The sequence below is a fragment of the Parabacteroides caeci genome, from assembly GCF_023656795.1.
Taxonomy (GTDB): domain Bacteria; phylum Bacteroidota; class Bacteroidia; order Bacteroidales; family Tannerellaceae; genus Parabacteroides; species Parabacteroides segnis.
On the sequence record NZ_JAMOKT010000040.1, the window covers coordinates 49,301 to 69,199 of the forward strand.

General features: G+C 41.3%; 13 protein-coding genes and 1 pseudogene. 9 read left to right on the forward strand and 5 right to left on the reverse strand.

The window, feature by feature from the left end; translation table 11 throughout:
• Positions 1 to 24: 24 nt before the first annotated feature.
• From NBH15_RS18620 to NBH15_RS18630, 3 genes are read left to right on the forward strand one after another with little or no spacing between them, the layout of a single operon-like run.
• Complete coding sequence (locus tag NBH15_RS18620; RefSeq protein ID WP_250823280.1) at positions 25 to 1,953, forward strand: glycoside hydrolase family 97 protein; 1,929 nt, start codon at positions 25 to 27, stop codon at positions 1,951 to 1,953.
• Positions 1,954 to 2,007: 54 nt separating this feature from the next.
• Positions 2,008 to 2,358, forward strand: a complete 351-nt coding sequence (locus tag NBH15_RS18625; protein WP_250823281.1) for a lipocalin-like domain-containing protein — start codon at positions 2,008 to 2,010, stop codon at positions 2,356 to 2,358.
• Positions 2,359 to 2,387: 29 nt separating this feature from the next.
• Positions 2,388 to 5,282, forward strand: coding sequence for a glycoside hydrolase family 38 C-terminal domain-containing protein (locus tag NBH15_RS18630; RefSeq protein ID WP_250823282.1), 2,895 nt, complete (start codon positions 2,388 to 2,390; stop codon positions 5,280 to 5,282).
• A gap of 124 nt (positions 5,283 to 5,406) precedes the next feature.
• Here the strand turns inward: NBH15_RS18630 and NBH15_RS18635 are convergent, their stop codons facing one another.
• The 3 genes from NBH15_RS18635 to NBH15_RS18645 all read right to left on the reverse strand — a co-directional run bounded on the left by NBH15_RS18635 (position 5,407) and on the right by NBH15_RS18645 (position 8,708).
• Entirely contained in the window at positions 5,407 to 6,423 is a 1,017-nt protein-coding gene (locus NBH15_RS18635; protein WP_250823283.1) for a uroporphyrinogen decarboxylase family protein, read from the reverse strand.
• An 11-nt stretch (positions 6,424 to 6,434) separates the two neighbouring features.
• Positions 6,435 to 7,760 carry a sugar porter family MFS transporter gene (locus tag NBH15_RS18640; RefSeq protein WP_250823284.1) on the reverse strand — a complete coding sequence of 442 codons (1,326 nt, stop codon included), beginning with the start codon at positions 7,758 to 7,760 and terminating at the stop codon, positions 6,435 to 6,437.
• An 81-nt stretch (positions 7,761 to 7,841) separates the two neighbouring features.
• Positions 7,842 to 8,708 carry an AraC family transcriptional regulator gene (locus NBH15_RS18645; RefSeq protein WP_250823285.1) on the reverse strand — a complete coding sequence of 289 codons (867 nt, stop codon included), beginning with the start codon at positions 8,706 to 8,708 and terminating at the stop codon, positions 7,842 to 7,844.
• A gap of 167 nt (positions 8,709 to 8,875) precedes the next feature.
• Here NBH15_RS18645 and NBH15_RS18650 point away from each other — a divergent pair, with 167 nt between their 5' ends.
• The 6 genes from NBH15_RS18650 (at position 8,876) to NBH15_RS18675 (ending at position 18,107) form a co-directional block, all read left to right on the forward strand.
• On the forward strand, positions 8,876 to 10,243 hold the full coding sequence (locus tag NBH15_RS18650) for a Gfo/Idh/MocA family protein (RefSeq protein WP_250823286.1): 1,368 nt from the start codon (positions 8,876 to 8,878) through the stop codon (positions 10,241 to 10,243).
• 139 nt (positions 10,244 to 10,382) lie between these two features.
• Positions 10,383 to 11,138: a DNA-binding domain-containing protein gene (locus tag NBH15_RS18655; RefSeq protein WP_250823287.1), complete on the forward strand. Its 756-nt coding sequence runs from the start codon at positions 10,383 to 10,385 to the stop codon at positions 11,136 to 11,138.
• A 156-nt stretch (positions 11,139 to 11,294) separates the two neighbouring features.
• Positions 11,295 to 14,498, forward strand: a complete 3,204-nt coding sequence (locus NBH15_RS18660) for a SusC/RagA family TonB-linked outer membrane protein (RefSeq protein ID WP_443146948.1) — start codon at positions 11,295 to 11,297, stop codon at positions 14,496 to 14,498.
• Between the two features lie 10 nt (positions 14,499 to 14,508).
• Complete coding sequence (locus NBH15_RS18665) at positions 14,509 to 16,383, forward strand: RagB/SusD family nutrient uptake outer membrane protein (protein WP_250823288.1); 1,875 nt, start codon at positions 14,509 to 14,511, stop codon at positions 16,381 to 16,383.
• A 26-nt stretch (positions 16,384 to 16,409) separates the two neighbouring features.
• Positions 16,410 to 17,588 carry a DUF5126 domain-containing protein gene (locus NBH15_RS18670; RefSeq protein ID WP_250823289.1) on the forward strand — a complete coding sequence of 393 codons (1,179 nt, stop codon included), beginning with the start codon at positions 16,410 to 16,412 and terminating at the stop codon, positions 17,586 to 17,588.
• 18 nt (positions 17,589 to 17,606) lie between these two features.
• A complete protein-coding gene (locus NBH15_RS18675; protein ID WP_250823290.1) occupies positions 17,607 to 18,107 on the forward strand; it encodes a DUF4998 domain-containing protein in 501 nt (166 codons plus the stop codon).
• A gap of 51 nt (positions 18,108 to 18,158) precedes the next feature.
• Here the strand turns inward: NBH15_RS18675 and NBH15_RS18680 are convergent.
• Positions 18,159 to 19,017, reverse strand: a pseudogene (locus tag NBH15_RS18680) (DNA adenine methylase).
• A gap of 160 nt (positions 19,018 to 19,177) precedes the next feature.
• The gene (locus NBH15_RS18685) at positions 19,178 to 19,402 is read right to left on the reverse strand and encodes a hypothetical protein (protein WP_250823291.1); all 225 of its coding nucleotides are present in this window, start codon (positions 19,400 to 19,402) and stop codon (positions 19,178 to 19,180) included.
• Positions 19,403 to 19,899 lie beyond the last annotated feature (497 nt).

The following is a 19,899-nucleotide window of genomic DNA, read 5'->3' on the forward strand; positions in this document are numbered from 1 at the left end:
TATCATGATTAAGTTTTGTACAAGATGAAACGCATTGTTAATAGTTTGATTTTTAGTTTACTGGCTTTATTATTAGTTGGTTGTACCGGAGAGAGTAAGTATGTGCTGCAATCTCCCGATGGCAGTCTGTCCGTAAAGGTCGGGCAGTCGGATAAAGGTGATCTTATCTACCGTTTTTACGCAGGGGATGCCATGGTGATCGATTCATCCCGTTTGGGGTACCGTCTGAAAGATGGGAATGAATTTCCGGCAAGTGGTTGGACTGTTACGAAAGAGGAAAAGACAAGTAGGGATGGTGAATGGCATCCCGTTTGGGGAAAACGCTCTGTAGTTCCGGATAAATATAACCAGCTCACGCTTCTGTTGGAAAATAAGGACAGTCAATCCGGTATTAATAAACTGACAGTCGAATTTCGCCTTTACGACGATGGGCTGGCTTTTCGTTATCTGATCCCGGAAGGGGTGGATGAAGCTGCCGAGTGTGAATTGACACAATATAATTATGTAGCAGATCCTACGGCTTGGTTTTATAATGGTGAAAATGCAAACTATGGACCAGTCAAGTTGAGCGAAGTGGATGCGGTTCGTCCGTCAAATGTGACTTTGCAGGTAGCAGGCGATTTGTTCCTGAATGTGCATGAGGCTTGCTTGACGGAGGGCGATCCGTTGCGACTGGCTTCGCGCAAAGGGGAGCATACGCTTTCTGTCGCCTCTTCTCCGGGTGTGTTCGGACAGTTGAAGGGTGGTTTTACTTCTGCTTGGCGGGTGGTCATGGCGGGTAAGACTCCTGGTGCGCTGGTGGATAGCCATTTGTTGGAATTGCTGAACCCTGATCCTGATCCGGAGATAGATTTCTCATGGGTGAAACCGAGTGTCGCTGTTTGGGATTGGCGTATCGACGGGGCAGAATGGGACGGCTTTACCTATTCGATGTCCTATCCTTCGTGGATAAAAATGGTTGATTTTGCAGCAGAGCAGGGATTCAAATATTTGGTGCTGGATGCCAATTGGTACGGTCCCGAGTTTGAATCGGATTCCCATCCGGTGGAAGGAGATAAGGCGAAAGATGTGCAAAACCTGATTGCTTACGGTAAAGAGAAAGGGGTTGGTATCTGGCTATACCTGAATGATGTGGGCGGACGGAAATATCCGATCGAACAAACATTGAAACAGTATGGCGACTGGGGGGCTGCCGGGGTGAAATACGGTTTCATGCGTGGTAGCCAGGAAGAGAAGAACTTGTGGACACAAAAGATTACCCGGCTTTGTGCAGAGAATCATCTGTTGGTCGACTATCACGATGGCCCGGTACATCCTTACGGGCAGATGCGTACCTGGCCGAATGCCGTGACACGCGAATTTTGCCATGCTCAGTTGGATGCCCATCGGGTATTTACTCCGACTACGTTCTGTACGACGGTATTCGTCAATATGGTGGCTGGCCCTATAGATATGAATAATGGTATGTTTGATCTTCGCCAGGGTAATACGACCCGTGTCGACGAAAACCAACCGGTACCTTCTACTTTGGTTTCAGAGGCGGCCCGTACGTTAATCGTGTTTTCCGGTGCGACCATCTTACCGGACATTCCGGAGTATTATAAAAAATATCCGGCATTGCTCGACTTCCTCTCTGCACAGAAAATGCCCTGGAAAGAAAGCCGTACGCTGGCAGGAGAGATCGGAGCGTATATCGTGATGATGCGGGAGACGGATGATGCGATTCTGGTAGCAGCAGCCACAAATGAGTCGGGACGGATAATAGACTTGCCTCTTTCTTTCCTTCTTGAAGATTCTTACGATGTTCAGATTATGGAAGACGGTGACGATGCCCACTATCTGACGAACCGCGAGACACTGAAGGTCTCTCAGAAGAAGGTCACGAAATCGGATACTTTGAAATTGAAACTGGCTCCAGGTGGTGGTGCTTGTCTTCTGTTTAGGAAAAAGTAATATGTATGAAACATTTCAAATTGCTTTAAAGTTGAATTATTTAAATACGATGTTATGATGATGAATATATCAAAAGGTGTGTTTACTCTTTTTACTGTAGTCGGTTTGGCTGCTTGCAGCAATGTGCAGATTGAAGGTTCCTGGATCGAGCCTGTCCCCGGTATGCCTGAGATGGTACAAGGTGTTACGTTAGAGAATGGGGGAAGGGCTACTTCCATCAATATGGCCACCCTGCAATATGAGTCTTGGGTGAAAAATGGAGACAAGCTGGTGTTGTCGGGTAAAAGTATAGGTAACCACCAGACTATATCTTTTTCGGACACATTGCAGATAGAAGAGCTTACGACTGAGAATTTGGTGTTGAAAAGAGGTGATTTAGTTATAAAATATCAGAGACAAAACTAGAGTTAGGGGAAGAACCTAAATTGAATACAATGAAAAAGAAAATAGCTTATTGTTTGTTTGCATCTGTATTATCTTCTGTGATTTATGCAGATGTTGTTCCATCTTCAGTCGATTATGTGGTGCGTCCTCTCTATGGTTACAGGGCGGACGGAACTCCCGGGCGTATTGTAACGGTTAAATTGAAAGGAAAGGAACTGAAAGGAGAGCTTTCCGTAGATGTGATAGCCAAAGGAAAAACAGAAAAGAACCATTTTGCATTGAATGCGAAAGATTCGACGGAGGTCGAAATTCTGTTACCTTCCACAGTACCTACAGGGAAGAAGTCGGAAGTCACCTTGGTTCTTCGTGGGGCGGATAAGGTGTATAAGCAAAAAGTCAGTGTTATGCCTATGCGTCATTGGAATGTTTATTTGTACAACCATGCTCACGTAGATATAGGATATACCAATACGCATAAGAACGTAGAACAGCTTCACAAGAATAATATCATTGAAGGGATAAAACTTGCAGAAGAGACGAAGAGCCATCCGGAGGGTGCCCGCTATGTGTGGAACCCTGAAATTGGATGGCCGCTCGAACGCTTATGGCAATCCAATCCGGAGATGCGGGATGGGGTCATAGATGCAATCAAGAAGGGACAAGTGTGTGTGGATGCCAGTTATCTGAACCTGAATACTAGCATTTGTACAGATGAAGAGATGTTCCACATTTTTAAATTTACACGGGAAATGCAACGGTTAAGCGGACAACCCGCAGACGTTTTCCAACAGTTCGATATTCCGGGCATATCGTGGGGACTTGTTCCGGTAATGGCACAGGAGGGAGTTCGGTATATCATTTCCTGGCCTAATTCCGACCGGGCGGGAAATGCCCATGCCAATATGGATGGTAAGCCTTTTTGGTGGTTGGGGCCGGATGGAAAGTCGAAAGTCTTGTTTTTCCAACCTGGCAGTTATGCCAATAGCGGGAGTATGGGAAAAGGCGGAGAGACGGGACGTCCGTGGTTCGGCCAGCGTGATCCGGAAAAGGTTCCGAAAGTAATACGTACCGGATATGCGAATGTAGACTTTACCAAGCAGTTAGAGTCTATGGAGAAAGATAATTACCCCTACGATTTTGCCTTGTTCTCCTGGTCCTTGTGGGACAACAATCCCTTGGATGCCGATATCCCTTTTGCGGTGAAGGAGTGGAATGAAAAATATGCCTACCCGAAGATTCGTATTTGTGGTGGCCACGAAATCATGTCGATGATAGAGGATAAATATGGAGACCAGTTGCCGGTCGTATCCGGCGACTATACGGAATACTGGACGGACGGCTTAGGTACGGCAGCCGGCCTGACCGCCAAAAACCGAAATGCCAAAGAGCGGTTGACGCAGGCGGAAACAATCTGGTCCATGCTGGCAGATGGCGGGAAAGCTCCACGTGAAGATTTCGATGAGGCATGGCGTTATATCCTTTTAGGTTCGGAACATACCTGGTGCTTTGAGAACCCGACCGAACCTTATTTCCAGGATGCCATCTGGAAAGTGAAGCAGTCTTACTTCCATGAAGCCGAAGATCGCTCGATCGATATGCTGGATGAATCGCTGGCTCCTGCCACAGATAAGTCGAATGGGGCACTGGGTCCTAAGGAAGGTCCGGCAAATGGAGGTATCGCCGTCTTTAATACGCATTCATGGCCGCAGAGCGGTGTGATCCGGTTGACGGCAAAGGAGAGTTTGAAAGGGGATAAAGTGGTCGACCAGCATGGTAAAGAGGTACTTTCCCAACGCCTTTCTACCGGTGAGCTGTTGTTCTATGTCCCGGAAGTACCAGCATTGAGTTCCCGTCATTTTCGGGTAGTGGAAGGCAAATGTTCTTTGTCGGGCAGTTGCAAAATAGAGGGAACGACACTGGAAAACGATTGTCTGACGGTGCATGTGGACCAGGCAACCGGTAATATTGTTTCTTTATTGAAGAAAGGTGCTGAATATAACTATATTGGCGAGGGAGCCAATACATTCTCCTGGTTGCCGGCGAATGTGGATGCTCCTCAGGCGGATACGGTATTATCTGTTTCTGTAGTGGAAGAAGGTCCTTTGGCTGTAGAACTGCGTGTGGTATCGAAAGCAACCGGTTGCCGGAGTGTCTCCCGTTCTGTCCGTTTGTTGGCAGGCCAGCCATGGGTGGAAATCTCCAATGTCGTGGATAAATTGCCTTTGGTGGAGAAAGACGGCATTCATTTTGGCTTTGCCTTCAATCTGCCGAACTCAAAGACCCGTGTCGATATTCCCTGGGGAGTGATGGAAGTGGAAAAGGACCAGTGGCCGCAGGGTAACCGTAACTGGCTTGCGATGCAGCGGTGGCTGGACGTATCGAATGCGACTCATGGCGTCACCTGGTGCTCGTTGGATGCTCCTCTCTTTGAGTATGGCAACCGTACGGCAAACATCGCACTCGGTTGGGGAGACAAGGGAAATTGGTTGGAGAAGCTCGAACCGAGTTCAACCGTTTATTCATGGGTGATGAATAACCACTGGCATACGAACTTCCCGTTGACCCAAGATGGTCCTGTCCAATTCCGTTACCGTTTGTATCCGCATGAAGCTTACGATGTGGTGGAAGCGAACCGTTTCGGAATGGAACAATCGCAACCGCTGGTATACGTTACGGCAGATAAAGATCCGCAGGTTCAGCCATTGATAGCTGTCGACAACCGGAAAGTGTACTCGACGATAATCAAATCACTGGAAAGCGATCGTGCTTTGATCGTCCGCCTTCGTTCCTTGTCCGACAAAGAGGAAAGTGTAAAACTGTCTTTTCCTAAAAAGGTCCCGGTGCGTATTTCTGTCTGTGACCAGGAAGAGATAGCCGGAGAGAGAACCGACGGCAATCTGGTGATGGCTCCGTATGGACAAATAACATTGAGATTGGAATACTAAGAAGCGTTATTTGGGATAGTATAGTAGTACTAGCAGGGGTAGCACAGTAGTGTTACTCTATTTAGGACAGTAGTGTGGGGAGACCTAACACTACTGTCCTGTTTTTTTTCTGAAAGTATTTATTTTATTCTCGTGCTGTATGAATCATGGAGAACAGATTTTCGGGAGGAGTTGTAGAAGGAATGGCACAACCTGCATTCAGTATAAATCGGGGATTGTTCTTGAATACTTCTATTAATTCGATTGTTTTTTCTCTGACCAATGCAGGTGTTCCAAATGCCAATACTCCGGCAGGATCAATATTGCCTGCAAAAACAGTTTTACCATGCATCTTTTCTTCAGCCCGATTGATGTTTGTTTTGTAATCCAGTTCTAATACATCTGTTCCGCATGTAATCATTTGGTCGATAATAATATCAGTGTTGCCACAGATGTGTAATAGATACGGAACCCCTAATTGATGGGCGTATTCACAAACTTTCTTTTCATAAGGGAGTGCAAACCTCTCATACATATCCGGTGACAACATGGATGGCCCCGCCGGACTATCTCCGTTGGATACCATATCTGCACCGGCTTCTGCCATCATTTTGATAAATTGGGAAGTGGCTTCGTAACAATAATCCAGAAATTCGAAAACCCTGTTTTCTTCTTCCAAGCATAAGTCCATCATCATATTTTCTACACCACGGATCATTGTGGCGAGTGAGAATGGTGCCTGATCACAATTTCCCCGGATATAAATCTCGTTTTTGAAATAATCTTTTAGCAGGCTGACAGCTTCGCACCAGATTGTGGCGTATGGATAGCTTTGTACATTGACCGGTTTTAACTGGTCCAGCTCAGTTAAAGAGGATAAAATACCAGTATGAGAGCGGGCCGGTTCTGTTTCCGGGAAATCGACTTTTACCCCGCATGCACCGGCAAGTGTAACTGTATCAATGTCTACAACAATGCCATCATACTGATATTTTTCTACTGCGCGTATAAAACATTCGGCTATAACCTTCGGATTGTTGCGGTATTGTTTCATGGTGTATCCTGCCTCATTGACGGCCATCATGAAATTGTGCAGCATAATAGGTGTCTTATCCGGCTTTTTGCCGGAAAGAGCTGCTTGTATTCTTTCGTATCCTGTCATGTTAATTGTATTTATGAATTTTCTAATTCTATTTCTTCTAATGATTTATTGGTCGTTTCAAACAAGTATTTCTTAAAGAAAAAGTATCCTGTAAGTGTCGTGATCGCAAAAAAAGCGAAACAATATCCTCCGCCATTTGGAAGTGCCCCGGTTGCGATGGGAAACAAGAAGGAAATACTTCCGTTTACTATCCAGTTGGATAATGAGCCGATGGACATACCCTGTGAACGGATATTGTTGGGGAATATTTCTCCTAACAAAACCCATGAAACCGCTCCCATAGAAGAAGCAAAGAGAGCTACGAAGGAGACTAACGCCATCAATAAAACCCATGCCGGAAAACCAGTACTGAAATAAGAGGCAGCCAATACAGCCAACGTTACGGACATTCCTGCTGTACCGAAAAGAAGCAACTTTCTTCTTCCGACTTTATCGATCAATGACTTTGCCAATAAAGTGAAAGCAAGGTTGGTTATCCCGATAATAACAGTTTGCCCTATGGCTGCGTTGGTAGAGAATCCTGCCGCCCTGAATATGTCTGTCGCATAATACATGACGATTGCAATTCCCGATAATTGACTGAAAATACCGACTGCAATGCCTATTAGCATGAATCGCAGATAGGGTTTTTTGAATAGTGGAGGACAATCTTGCTTATTGTCTTGTTTATGGAGTGATGCTTGTATCTCCCGGACCAACTTTATACTGTTTTCCTGCGAATTATATTCCTGTAGAGCTATATTTGCTTCCGATATGTATCCTCGTTGAATAAGCCATCGTGGACTACGTTTGGCTTGCAGTAAGAATGTAAAGAAAAAGAGAGACGGAAGAGCCATTGACAGAAACATATATCGCCAATTGTATTCGCCTGTATCGATTAGCAGGTAATCAACAAAGAAAGCGGCCAATATGCCGACCACGACTCCCAGTTGGAAATTGATGGTCGAGCTTCCCCGATGTTTAGCAGGGGTAATCTCAGAAAGGTAAATCGGCATGATGACAGAAACTGCTCCTACGGCAATACCTCCTAATATCCGGGCAATGATAAACATCGTAAAGTTATAGGCAAATCCAGTTCCCAGGGCGGATACCAGGAATAATAAAGCAGCTATTTTCATGCTATCCCGTCGTCCGAGCCTGTCTGCCGGCCAACTGGCAAATGAAGCTCCTAAGATACAACCGACAAGACCGGAACTGACTGACCAGCCGACCATTGCATCCGAAAGATTGAAATAGGATGTAAAAAAGGGCATGGCCCCATTTATTACCGCTGTATCGTAGCCGAAAAGCATTCCGCCCAAGGTGGCTATCCAAAAGTATAAGATATGCGTTTTCATGGAATTATTTTTTACAAAGATAACTCCGTTAAATAGGTTTGCGTTTAAATTCGGTATTATAGCACTATTTTGAAATAATATTTATTGAGAGGTACTTTTCTTTTTGTATGAAGTGGGAGAATAACCGTTGTATTGTTTGAACACGGTGGAGAAATAGGCCGGTGAAGAAAATCCCAGATCATAGGCGATATCTTTGATAGAGAACTTGCCTTCTTTCATCATTTCTTGTGCTTTTTCCATTTTCCTGCGGATTATATATTCAGATGGTGGTATACCGGTCTCTTCTTTAAACGAATGTTTGAATCTGGATACGGAAAGATTGCATTTGTCGGCAAGGGTTTCTAAGTCAAATACTTCAAAAAGGTTCTCATCTATATAACGGACAATCTTGGTTATGCGGTCACTGTATGTCCTGCCGGATATTTTTTCACCGGCATGTATGATATGAAGTAAAAGGGACACGAGTAAATTGTTCAACTCCATTTTGGTTAGCGGCTCTTTGCTACGGAAGTAGATAGATATGATTTTTAGAAGCAAACGTTCGCATTCGGCTCCCCCCTTAAAGAGTCGTTTGGGCAATTGCAGTAGTCTGGAAAAAAGTTCACAAGCATCCGAATAGTTTAATCCCAGGTATTCTTTACCCTCTTGAGGCCTTTTCAGAACCATCCAGTATAAAACCCCTTTTTCTTCCGGAACCTCACCTGTACCATGTATTTCGTCAGGAAAAGCAATAAATACATCTCCACCGTATAATCTGAAAATATTGTCGTCAACAAAGTATTCCTGGCTTCCTTTCGCCAAATAACAGATTTCGATCATATTCGGATGGGTATGGGTGGGAAGTATGGTTTGTGTATTTACATAATTGTATCTGCCGAATTCATCGAAAACGTCGATAGCATGTCTTTCCATATGTAAAATGAGTCGGCTGATTTCTCTGTTTCTCATCTGTATTTATAGATTTTATTAGGTTTGTAGTAACGGCAAATATATAAAGAATGTGCAAGTATTATTATCTTTTAATCAAAAACATTCAAAATAGTGCTATAATATTTTTTTGAACCTGCAAGTCGCTTAGTAACTCTACATTTGCAAATGTTAAATCTAGTTATACCATGAAACGAAGAGATTTTTTAAAAAGTACCGGTTTGATAGCTTCTTCGACGGCTATCTTCGGACAGACAGAATTATTGAATGCCGCACAAGCCAGTTCGATAACAGACATGCCGGCCGTTGCGGACGATTTGGATGCCAAATTAAATAAACCATTGACCGCTATTATTATTGGTGCCGGCGGGCGAGGAAATGTTTATGCCCAATACGCAGAAAAATTCCCGAATTCACTTAAGATCGTAGGTGTCTCCGATATCAACGAGTTTCGCAGGAAACGAATGTCCGATCGCTTTTCTGTGAAAGAATCATGTCGCCTGGGAGATTGGAGTGAAGTCTTTAAGAAGCCGAAATTTGCGGATATTGTCTTCATAACTACTCCGGACCGCTTGCATTATGCTCCTTGTATGAAAGCGCTGGAGATGGGATATCATGTATTATTGGAAAAACCGGCTGCTCAAACGGAAAAGGAATGTACTGACATTTTGAAACAATCACAAAAGTATAATCGTATCGTGGCAATCTGCCATGTACTGAGATATGCACCCTATTTTAAAGCACTCAAAGAAACTGTCGATTCAGGAAAAATCGGAGAGTTGGTAAGCATCCAGCACCTGGAACCGATCGAACGTATCCACTTCTCTCATTCGTATGTGCGGGGTAATTGGAATAATTCTAAAAAGAGTACTCCTGCCGTCATTTCCAAATCGTGCCATGACTTGGATATTTTACGATGGATTGTAGGGAAACCGTGTAAAGAAGTGACTGCTTTCGGTGACCTCTCTTATTTTAAAGCATCCAAGGCTCCGCAGAAGGCGGCAAAGCGTTGTTTGGATTGCCCGATAGAACGTGAATGTGCCTTTTCTGCTAAACGGATTTATTATGAAAAGCACACGTGGTTGTACGTATTCGACCTGAGCGGTGATAAACAGCAGCGCGACGAACAGATATTGTCTTACTTGCGGACTTCCGATTACGGTCGTTGTGTCTTTCATTCGGATAATGACCAGCCTGATCATTTCATTATGAATATGAAGTTTGAGGATGGCGTGACTGCCGCTTTTTCTATGGAAGCTCTGACCTCTTACGGTGGGCGACGGACACGGATTATGGGTACCAAAGGTGATGTAGTGGGTGATATGCAAACATTTACTGTGACTGACTTTTTGACCGGAAAGCAAGAAAAGTGGGGAACCGATATCAACGACGGGCATGGCGGAGGTGACCTTCGTCTGATCCGGGATTTATTATGGGCAGTCGATAAGGGTGATGAGTCTTTGTTAACCAGTAGTATCGCAGCCTCCATTGAAAGTCATGTGATGGGATTCAGAGGTGAGCAGTCGAGATTGAAAGGGACAATAGAGAAGCTTTAGGCACTTAAAATTGTGGTTTTGTCGAAATTGTAAAGTCTTGTTTTTTATACGGCATAAGAATGATCATTCTTATGTTACACAGGTACCTGTGTAACATAAGGTTATTATATAAAAATATTAATCAATTAAATCATCTATTATGCAAAACAAATTAAAAGGATGGATCGCACCAAACAGCGTCACCAAGGATCCGAATGACAAGATTCTGATACTTGATCCTGCCGGACATGTGGGGTTGGAGGACATTTACAAAGAAATGAGGGAAGAAGATACCGGCTTGCGTCCGGAAACTTTGACTCATGTCGTAACTCTTTATGAACGGATCGTTGCCCGTTTTTTAATGAACGGATATTATGTGAATACCGGTTTGTTTTATGCAGTTCCCCGCTTCTTGGGACTTATTGAAAAGGGGCGTTGGAATCCGGAAAAGAACAGTATTTATGTCGCATTTTCACAAGACAAGGTTTTGCGTGAAGAGATTGCCAAGACCGAAATTGTCATTCAGGGTGAAAAGAACGATGTCATGTATATCTTGGAAACGGAAGACCGGAAAACGAGCTTGACCGATGGCAGGATGTCGCCGGGACGTAACCTGGTTGTCCGTGGCGCATACATCAAGGTGGTGGGTGACGATCCTTCCGTGGGTATTTCTTTCCGTAACAAGGCTGATGATACGGTTGTCAAAGTGACAGAAGATATGTTTGCTACAAATAATCCTTCGGAACTGATATTTCTTGTTCCTACAGAATTGAGCGATGGCGAGTATGAATTGACGGTTACTACGCAATATACGAAAAACAAAGGTGTGTTTCTGAAATCTCCCCGTTCGGTATCCGTGCCGGTGTATGTGGGAGAAAAGAAAAATGAAGAAGGCGACCGTCCGGAGATAGAGTAGGACGGTTGCCTGTACTTACTCCGTACTTTCCCTGCCGGTAACTCCGATGGGGAGTCAATGGTAAGGAATGTGCGGAGTTAGTATTAGGGAATCGATGGAGTGTAAAATTTATAATGTTTGGATTTTGATTTTAAATCTATTAATCATTAAAATGCAATGAAAAAACGAATTTGTTTAAGTTTATTATTCTTTTGTTTTTTGACCAACACATCGTCGGCATTTGCGGTTGACGTAAACACGTTGGAAAAGGAAAGGCGGATTGCACAAGAGGAGATGCCGCCTGAAGTTTCTCAGAAAAAACATACTTTGAAAGGAGTTGTTTTGGACAACAATACCAATGAACCGATTATAGGTGCTGCTGTTTTGGTGACCGGTACGGGAAGTGGTACGACTACGGACATTGATGGTAATTATCAATTGGAAGTACCGGCAAATGCAAAATCCATAGAAATCTCATATATCGGTTATGAGAAGAAGGTAATGCCTTTCGATGGCCGGAATTTGAATGATTTTAGGGTTATTTTGTTGAAAGAAGAAGGTTTGTCGGTAGACGAGGTGACGATAGTCGCGTTTTCAAAACAAAAGAAAGAAAGCGTGATCAGCTCAATTGCAACGGTTAAGCCCAAAGAGTTGAAAGTACCTAGTAGCAATTTGACAACAGCATTAGCAGGTCGTGTTGCCGGATTAATATCCTATCAGAGGAGTGGAGAGCCCGGACAGGATAATGCAAATTTCTTTATTCGAGGTGTTACAACATTTGGATATAAAGCAGATCCGTTGATCCTTATAGATGGAGTAGAATTGTCGGCAGATGATTTGGCGCGTTTACAGCCTGATGATATTGAAAGCTTTTCAATAATGAAGGATGCAACATCATCTGCTTTATATGGAGCGCGTGGAGCCAATGGAGTTATTCTTGTTACGACCAAAGAAGGGGTAGAGGGAAAGTTGAAAATAGCGGCCCGTTTTGAGAACTCTTTTTCGTCTCCAATAAAAAATATAGAACTAGCGGATCCCATTACTTACATGGTTAAACACAATGAAGCGGTATCGACACGAGATCCTTTGGCTTCCCTTCCTTATTCTCAAGAAAAAATAGATAATACAATTGCAGGGACTAATGATTTTGTTTATCCCGCGGTGGATTGGTATAAAATGCTGTTCAAAGATGTAACGTCCAATCAACGTTTTAATATGAATTTGAGCGGTGGCGGTCGTGTCGCGCGTTATTATGTGGCAATGACCTATAACCACGATAACGGTATTTTGAATGTAGATAAGCGGAATAATTTTAATTCGAATATCTCTTTGAATAAGATATCAGTACGTTCTAATGTTAATATGAATTTGACTAAAACGACCGAATTGATAACTCGCATGAGTGGAACTTTTGATGATTATTCAGGGCCATTATCCGGTGGTTCTGATATGTTTAGTAGGGTTGTAAAAGCTAATCCAGTGAAATTTCCGGCCTATTACGAAAAAGATGCCAATAATATTTATACAAATCATATTTTATTTGGAAATGCAGGAACAGGGAACTATATAAATCCATATGCTGATTTGGTAAAAGGTTACAAAGAATATTCCCAGACATTATTATCAGCCCAAGTTGAATTAAAGCAAAATTTTGATTTTATAACGAAGGGTCTGAATGCCAGAGTAATGGTTAATACTACTCGTCATTCTTATTTTGATGTATCTCGTTATTACAACCCCTATTATTATGTAATAGACAAATATGATAAAAAGAATGATATCTATACATTGTCTAATATCAATGAAACATCAGCAACCGAATGGTTGAATTATAACGAGGGAGATAAGAAAATTAATTCTACATTGTATATGGAGGCGGTTCTTCAATATGATAGGGAGTTTAACAAAAAACATCAAGTAGGTGGTTTGTTCGTTTATACAATGAAGAATTCATTGAATGCTAACTCCGGATCTTTGCAGAAGTCGTTGCCTTATAGGAATATGGGGTTGGCTGGTAGGTTGACTTATGGATATGACAACCGTTACTTTATTGAAGGTAATTTTGGATATAACGGATCGGAGCGTTTTTCCAAGAATCACCGGTTTGGTTTTTTCCCTTCTGCCGGACTCGGTTGGATGATTTCCAATGAAAGTTTTTTTTCTCCTTTGAGTAAGTATATTTCTCAAATGAAGTTTAAAGTAACTTATGGGCTCGTTGGTAATGATGCGATAGGTGATGCATCGGATCGTTTCTTCTATTTGAGTGAAGTGAATATGAACAGCGGTAATTCTCCTGGGTTTGGTGTTAATTTTAATTCACCAGCAGCGAGACCAATGGTTTCTGTCAATAGATATGCAAACCCCAATATAACATGGGAAATAGCACGGAAATTGGATGTCGGATTAGAGGCTACTTTATTTAATGATTTCACATTCCAGATTGATTATTTTACGGAATATCGTAAAAACATTCTGATGAATCGTTCAGCCATTACTCCGGAAATGGGATTGGAGGCTTCCGTAAGAGCTAATGTAGGTGAAGCTCGGGGGGCTGGATTTGATGCATCGTTAGATTATAATAAATATTTTCAGAATGGCTTGGTGTTGACAGGGCGGGCTAATTTTACTTATGCTACGAGTCAATTTGAAGTATACGAAGAGCCTGTTTATTCAGATGCTCCTTGGAGGTCTAGAGTCGGGAAATCTCTATCTCAAAACTGGGGATACATAGCCGAAAGGTTATTTGTGGATGAAGAAGATGTTAATAATTCTCCGACACAATTTGGAGAATATGGGGCAGGAGATATTAAATATAGGGATGTAAATCGAGATGGTATTATTAATGAGAATGATAAAGTCCCCATTGGGCATCCGACTTCCCCAGAGATTATTTATGGTTTTGGATTATCCGCCAGTTACAAACACTTTGATTTGTCTTGTTTCTTTCAAGGATCTGGCAGATCTTCATTCTGGATTGACCAACAGGCCACTGCGCCTTTTGTAGATACAGATGGTGACGGTAATGTCATAAGTAATAATGCTCTTTTGTCTGTATACGCAAATAATCATTGGTCGGAAAAAAATCAAAACATCTATGCTCTTTGGCCTCGTCTTTCCAACTATATTGTTGAAAATAATAACCAAACGAGTACTTGGTTTATGAGGGATGGGTCATTTTTGCGTTTAAAACAATTAGAGGTCGGGTATACTTTTCCGGATTTTATTAAAAAAGCGTACTTAACTTCTTTGCGATTGTATTTAAGTGGAACAAATTTGCTCACATTTAGTAAATTTAAATTGTGGGATCCGGAGATGGCTGGCAATGGATTAGGATATCCAGTGCAGCGTACATTTAATATTGGTGTACAAATGAATTTTTAAATGAATGAATATGAACAAAATAGGATTTTTATTGTCGCTTTTATTGATGCTATATAGTTGTGATTACTTGGATGTAGTTCCGGATAATATAGCAACAATTGATAATGCTTTTGCAAATGAAATCACAACAGAACGTTACTTGCTGACTTGCTATGCGGGTTTGCCGACAGAGTCGGACACTTATTCCAATCCGGCTATTTTATCAGGAGACGAATATTGGTCATGGGAGGCCATGATTGGTTATACGGAAGAGAGTACTTTATATTATCCATGGATGATTGCTCGTGGAAACCAGAATACCAATAGTCCCTATGTGAATATGTATGAAGGTGGTTTGTGGCAAACAATAAGAAAATGTAATACATTTATAGAAAATGTAAAAGCTGTACCTGGCCTAAGAGATATGGATATAAAACGTTGGACGGCCGAAGCCAAAGTGATAAAAGCATATTGCCATTTTTATTTAATGAGAATGTATGGGCCAATTCCTATAATTAAAGAGAGTTTAGATATTTCGGCAGATCCGGAAGCAGTAAAGTTTGAGAGAGAACCATGGGAAAAGTGCGTAGACTATGTTGTTCAGTTACTTGATGAGGCTTTGAATGATTTACCACTGAAAATCGCTAATAGGCAGGAAGAACTGGGACGTATGACGCAACCTATAGTAGCCACGCTTAAGGCTAAGGTTTTAGTAACATCTGCATCTCCCTTGTTTAATGGTAATTCTTATTATGCTGATTTTATGAATCGGGATGGAACGTTGTTATTTAGTGATTATGATCCTCAAAAATGGGTTGTGGCAAAAGACGCGTGTCAGAAAGCTATTGAAATCTGTCATGAGGCTGGTTTGAAATTGTATGAGTATAGCGGGGGATTGCAATTGACGGATATGCAAAGAATGGAGTATACAATACGTGGAGGAGTTACTAATAAAGAGTGGAGTGACGATTTAATTTGGGGATCAGTGAAAAGTCCGGGAGCAATTCAAAAATATGTTCAAGCTTACTTGAATCCGGATCTCTATCAAGTAGGGGGACATATACATCAAGCATTAAATGTCCCATTGAAAATAGCAAAACAATTTTACACAATTAATGGAGTTCCCATAGAAGAAGATATTACTTGGGAAAATAAGGACTTAGAAAAACTGAGAGCCGCAACACTTGAAGAAGGTGATGTAATAAAAGGAACTACTGCAGAATTGAATTTTGAGAGAGAACCTCGGTTTTATGCTTCATTAGGTTTTGATCGTGGTGTTTGGTATGGATCTGGACGAACGGTAGAGAATCCTTTCGTGTTACAAGGTTTGAAAAATCAGACAGGAAATACAGGAGGTAGCGAGCGTGTGAATGTAACTGGATATTGGGCAAAAAAAATGGTGAACTTGGAGTCGTATCAGAATACCAAGACTAGTTATGTCGCTATAGCTTACCCGTGGCCTATATTGAGATTATCTGATTTATACCTTTTATATGCGGAAACTTTAAATGAAGTAGAAGGCCCTACTGGGGATGTTTATAAATATGTGAATTTAGTAAGAGAAAGAGCTGGGCTGGGGACAGTTCAGGATTGTTGGTCCAAATATTCAAAAATGTCTTCCAAATACCAGAATAAAGATGGCATGCGAGAAATTATCCAAAGAGAACGCTTGATTGAACTTGCATTTGAAGGACAACGTTTTTGGGATTTACGCCGTTGGTTATTATGTGGTGAATATTATGAAACCCCTATTTCAGGATGGAATTATAAACAGGAATCTGCGGAGGATTATTATAAAGAAACGTTCATTTATATGCAATCTTTTACTGCAAAGGACTATTTATGGCCGATATCTCAGTCTTTACTTACAAAGAATCCTAATTTAGTTCAAACTAAAGGATGGTGATTGTATAATATTTTAATTATTATAGTATGAGAAAATATATATTATTGTGTGTACTTTGTCGTATCTTGGTTTCGTGTAATGACGTTACAATGTCCCCCATTGATAAAGACACGGAAGCTCCTGGTAAAGTTACAAATGTTGTTATAGAAAGTATTCCGGGAGGGGCATTTATAAAATATGATTTGCCGAACGATCCTGATTTGCTTTATGTTAAGGTTGTTTATAAACTTGATAATGGAACGTTACAGACCGTTAATGCTTCATGTTTGGATAGAAGTCTGAAAGTTGAGGGTTTTGCAGAGGTCAAAGAATATGAATTGTTTGTGACCTGCGTAGATCGATCTGGTAATGAATCGGAAGCTGTTGTTGTGAAATTTCTACCTCAAACACCACCTGTCATTTCTGTAAAAGAAACAATCAATATATCTCCGGACTTTGGAGGATTGAATCTTACATGGGATAATGAAACGGAATCACCTTTGGCTATAATTATTAGTCAAAAGGAGTCTGATTCTGATGAGTATAAAATTATTGATACTTATTATACATCAGTAAAGGATGGTAATTATACATCACGAGGACTGGAATCGATAGAGTCGGAATTTAAAATAAAAGTGAGAGACAAGTGGGGAAATTATTCTGATGAAATAAATACAAAACTAACCCCGTTGTATGAAGAACGGTTAGACCGTAAAAACTTTAAGGCTTTAGGAGTAGAATATACGAATAATGTAACTGATTATGGTAATTTGGTTAAATTGTGGGATGAGGATTATGAAAATAATATTTTTGGTGGAACAAAAGTCCCTTGGTATGCTTCATTTGATATGGGTGTAAAAGCTCGTTTAAGCAGAATCGTTCTTTGGCAGTATTCTTGGGCCAGTTATGATTATGCGCATTACTATGCAGGCTCTAATATGAGAAAATGCCGGATATATGGATCAAATGATCCAACATTGGATATGTCTGGCTGGATTTTGCTGATGGAATGTGAAATTATGAAACCATCGGGACTTCCTATTGGTATTGGTAGGCAATATCAATCAGACGAAGACTTTGATATAGCTCATAATAAAGGACATGAATTTATGATTCCATTAGATGCTCCAGCAGTGAGATATCTTAGAATAGAAGGAACAGAATCTTGGGAAGGTAATGGTTTAGGTGTTCCTGGAGAAATGCACATTTTCGGGGATGCAAGATGATAAATAAAAAATGAAGATATGAATAGCAATAAGATTTTTTTAGCAATACTGGTATTAATCCAGTTGGTTTATTGTTCTTGTACGGATTCCCAAGGTACTTATGATGAGTTTATTGAAGACGGGGATATTGTATATAGATCAGCACCAAAAGATTTGAAGGGATATTCGGGTAAAAATGCCGCTTTATTGACTTGGAAATTGACGAATCCTTTTTTAGTCTCTCAATGTATTATTAGTGATGATAATAATAATATCTTGGCTGAGATACCTGTAGTATATGAAGACTCGTTAAAATTTAGTTACAGATTAGATGATCTGGAAGAAAATAAATCCCGCAAAACGAAATGTGCTGGTCGTGAAAAACGAAACGCGTATTTTGGAGCAAAAACGAAAAGTGATTCAAAAGTTCCAATAGTAACCTTTTCGTTCGGGTTGTTCAACCAAAATATAAGCACCATTCAAACAGCTTTCAAAAGGCATTTGAACGGCGCTTTTTCTTTTGACTTTCTTCTAAAATAAGATTGAAAATCCATTGATAATTCAGCAAAAACTTGTATCTTTACATAGTTGTTAGACTGCTTCTCTATGGAGTGATTCATCTGTTTTTTTGTACAACATGATGTCCGTGTAGTGGGCGGAATAGTTCATGTGGGCGTTAAATTCGACTTTTTCACTGCCGATAAACGGGTTTCCGAGGGCGTTGTTTTTTGCCTATCCAGTCACAAAGTTCGATGATGGATGACTTGTTTGAGGTGAAATAGATGTAGTTTGTACCTACAAGCGTTTGTAATACGTCCAAGTAATCGGATAGTCCCCAGTTCATCGTATAGGTGCCTACTTCGGTAGACAGATACGGAGGATCTATCAGGAACACGACATTAGGCATATCCTTATACTTGTTGAATAGTTTCTTGTAATCGCATGAAACGATCTCCAATCCATCCAGATAGTCGAGGCATGGGTTGTAATCACATTTTCGAACGGTGTTATAGAAAGTTTCTTTCCGTAGTTCTTCCAAGTTGGTCGCATACTTCATGGAAAAGAGCAAAGAAGATGAGAGCGTGATGTAATCCACATATCCGTATATACGTTCTTCTTGCTCAATCAGACGCAGGATCGTTTCTTTTGTTTCTTTAGGCAAAGCTTTTTGCCGGGGTACCAATGCCGCCAACGGACGGATTTGCGCAAGCAGTGCGTTGGTATGTGGGATGTTATCCAATCTGCGGCAATAGTTGTCGTAATCGTTATAGATAACAGTGGAATCCGGCTTTCGACACTTGGTTATATGTGACAGCAGGCCGGAACCACCAAACAGATCGACAAATAGAGCATTGTCCGGATAACGCTCCAATACTTTGATAAACTCTTTTGCGAACATTCTCTTTTGCCCCACAAACGGAAGCGGGGCAGACAAATATTGTTTCCTCATTTGCTTTTACTTTTAAGAAGGATTGCAAAAGTCCTTCTTTTCTCCTTGTTCGCTATGAAAAAACTATAATCTATGCTGCACCGGCTTTACAGTGTTTCTTAAACATTGAGGTCAAAACGGAGGGTAAACACCTTGCTTACATTCAATGCTCAAGCGGCTATCACACACCTGCGAGCCGCTTGAGCAAGGTATATACCTTGCGTTCGCTGATCCGGTATTTCTCGGCCAGGTAAACGACAATGTAAGTCATTTTGTAACCTTCCTTTTTCATCCGGATATATTCTTTATACAGACCCACGTATGATACATCTTCTATATGGATACCTGAGTTCAACATCCATTCAAATGGAGTTTGATATAAATTTAAGACATCAAAGATTGTCATATTTCCTAATTTTGAAGTATTTTTGTGTTGCCAATCACATAATAAAAAACGAGACATCGCGACTGAAGGCTTACAGCCCCCGGTCGTGCGGTGTCTCGCATTTTTATTGTTAGTATGTGATTGGCGTCTTTACTAACGAGCCGGGGGCTTTCTTTTCTTTCCCCCCGGTATTATATATTTACAGCCCGTTCAGCTTCCCAAATTCCGGATCGCTATACGGTGTGTCCTGGATTTTCGTATAGGTGGACATCGTGAACTCGGAAAACATGCCGTTGTGGTCAATAAATTCGACCCGATTTTTGAGGGTGTATAATCGGCAAAGAAGTACAATTTTTTGAAACCACCGATTAAGAACCATTCAATTGTGATTCAGTGTGTGTGTAAAAGATTTTAAACAGCCTCTTACACACTCCATTTTTTAGAATCAGAATCTATGTTTTTAACAATTCTTCTAACTCATTTATCTTATCCCGCAGTTTTTGTCGGGATATATGTAT

Bases quoted from the DNA above. Each gene is read 5' to 3' on its own strand.
- NBH15_RS18620 (WP_250823280.1), top strand. From the start codon at position 25: ATGAAACGCATTGTTAATAGTTTGATTTTTAGTTTACTGGCTTTATTA.
- NBH15_RS18625 (WP_250823281.1), top strand. From the start codon at position 2,008: ATGATGATGAATATATCAAAAGGTGTGTTTACTCTTTTTACTGTAGTC.
- NBH15_RS18630 (WP_250823282.1), top strand. From the start codon at position 2,388: ATGAAAAAGAAAATAGCTTATTGTTTGTTTGCATCTGTATTATCTTCT.
- NBH15_RS18635 (WP_250823283.1), bottom strand. From the start codon at position 6,423: ATGACAGGATACGAAAGAATACAAGCAGCTCTTTCCGGCAAAAAGCCG.
- NBH15_RS18640 (WP_250823284.1), bottom strand. From the start codon at position 7,760: ATGAAAACGCATATCTTATACTTTTGGATAGCCACCTTGGGCGGAATG.
- NBH15_RS18645 (WP_250823285.1), bottom strand. From the start codon at position 8,708: ATGAGAAACAGAGAAATCAGCCGACTCATTTTACATATGGAAAGACAT.
- NBH15_RS18650 (WP_250823286.1), top strand. From the start codon at position 8,876: ATGAAACGAAGAGATTTTTTAAAAAGTACCGGTTTGATAGCTTCTTCG.
- NBH15_RS18655 (WP_250823287.1), top strand. From the start codon at position 10,383: ATGCAAAACAAATTAAAAGGATGGATCGCACCAAACAGCGTCACCAAG.
- NBH15_RS18660 (WP_443146948.1), top strand. From the start codon at position 11,295: ATGAAAAAACGAATTTGTTTAAGTTTATTATTCTTTTGTTTTTTGACC.
- NBH15_RS18665 (WP_250823288.1), top strand. From the start codon at position 14,509: ATGAACAAAATAGGATTTTTATTGTCGCTTTTATTGATGCTATATAGT.
- NBH15_RS18670 (WP_250823289.1), top strand. From the start codon at position 16,410: ATGAGAAAATATATATTATTGTGTGTACTTTGTCGTATCTTGGTTTCG.
- NBH15_RS18675 (WP_250823290.1), top strand. From the start codon at position 17,607: ATGAATAGCAATAAGATTTTTTTAGCAATACTGGTATTAATCCAGTTG.
- NBH15_RS18685 (WP_250823291.1), bottom strand. From the start codon at position 19,402: ATGACAATCTTTGATGTCTTAAATTTATATCAAACTCCATTTGAATGG.